At 52.4% G+C, this 1,503-nt stretch carries 1 rRNA gene; it reads left to right on the top strand.

Annotated features, from left to right (window positions below):
* A 16S ribosomal RNA gene (locus tag DXD68_RS23960) occupies positions 1-1,503 on the top strand; the annotation flags it as partial.

The raw sequence follows: 1,503 nt of genomic DNA, 5'->3' as shown, positions 1-1,503 counted from the left end.
CAGGATGAACGCTAGCGACAGGCTTAACACATGCAAGTCGAGGGGCAGCGGGGAGTAGCAATACTCCGCCGGCGACCGGCGCACGGGTGAGTAACGCGTATGCAACCTGCCTATCAGAGGGGAATAACCCGGCGAAAGTCGGACTAATACCGCATAAAACAGGGGTCCCGCATGGGAATATTTGTTAAAGAATTATCGCTGATAGATGGGCATGCGTTCCATTAGATAGTTGGTGGGGTAACGGCCCACCAAGTCCACGATGGATAGGGGTTCTGAGAGGAAGGTCCCCCACACTGGTACTGAGACACGGACCAGACTCCTACGGGAGGCAGCAGTGAGGAATATTGGTCAATGGGCGAGAGCCTGAACCAGCCAAGTCGCGTGAAGGATGAAGGATCTATGGTTCGTAAACTTCTTTTATAGGGGAATAAAGTGCGGGACGTGTCCCGTTTTGTATGTACCCTGTGAATAAGGATCGGCTAACTCCGTGCCAGCAGCCGCGGTAATACGGAGGATCCGAGCGTTATCCGGATTTATTGGGTTTAAAGGGTGCGTAGGTGGTTTTTTAAGTCAGCGGTGAAAGTTTGTGGCTCAACCATAAAATTGCCGTTGAAACTGGAGGACTTGAGTATGTTTGAGGTAGGCGGAATGCGTGGTGTAGCGGTGAAATGCATAGATATCACGCAGAACTCCGATTGCGAAGGCAGCTTACTAAACCATAACTGACACTGAAGCACGAAAGCGTGGGGATCAAACAGGATTAGATACCCTGGTAGTCCACGCAGTAAACGATGATTACTAGGAGTTTGCGATACACGGTAAGCTCTACAGCGAAAGCGTTAAGTAATCCACCTGGGGAGTACGCCGGCAACGGTGAAACTCAAAGGAATTGACGGGGGCCCGCACAAGCGGAGGAACATGTGGTTTAATTCGATGATACGCGAGGAACCTTACCCGGGTTTGAACGTAAGTTGACCGGAGTGGAAACACTCTTTCTAGCAATAGCAATTTACGAGGTGCTGCATGGTTGTCGTCAGCTCGTGCCGTGAGGTGTCGGCTTAAGTGCCATAACGAGCGCAACCCTTATCTTTAGTTACTAACAGGTCGAGCTGAGGACTCTAAAGAGACTGCCGGCGTAAGCTGTGAGGAAGGTGGGGATGACGTCAAATCAGCACGGCCCTTACATCCGGGGCGACACACGTGTTACAATGGTGGGGACAAAGGGCAGCTACCTGGCGACAGGATGCTAATCTCCAAACCCCATCTCAGTTCGGATCGAAGTCTGCAACCCGACTTCGTGAAGCTGGATTCGCTAGTAATCGCGCATCAGCCATGGCGCGGTGAATACGTTCCCGGGCCTTGTACACACCGCCCGTCAAGCCATGGGAGTTGGGGGTACCTAAAGTCCGTAACCGCAAGGATCGGCCTAGGGTAAAACCGATGACTGGGGCTAAGTCGTAACAAGGTAGCCGTACCGGAAGGTGCGGCTGGAACACCTCCTTT

The sequence above is a fragment of the Parabacteroides sp. TM07-1AC genome, from assembly GCF_003480915.1.
In the GTDB taxonomy this organism is placed as follows: Bacteria; Bacteroidota; Bacteroidia; order Bacteroidales; family Tannerellaceae; genus Parabacteroides; species Parabacteroides chongii.
The sequence above is the reverse complement of the archived record's forward strand: the minus strand, read 5'-3'. Positions and strand labels throughout refer to the sequence as shown.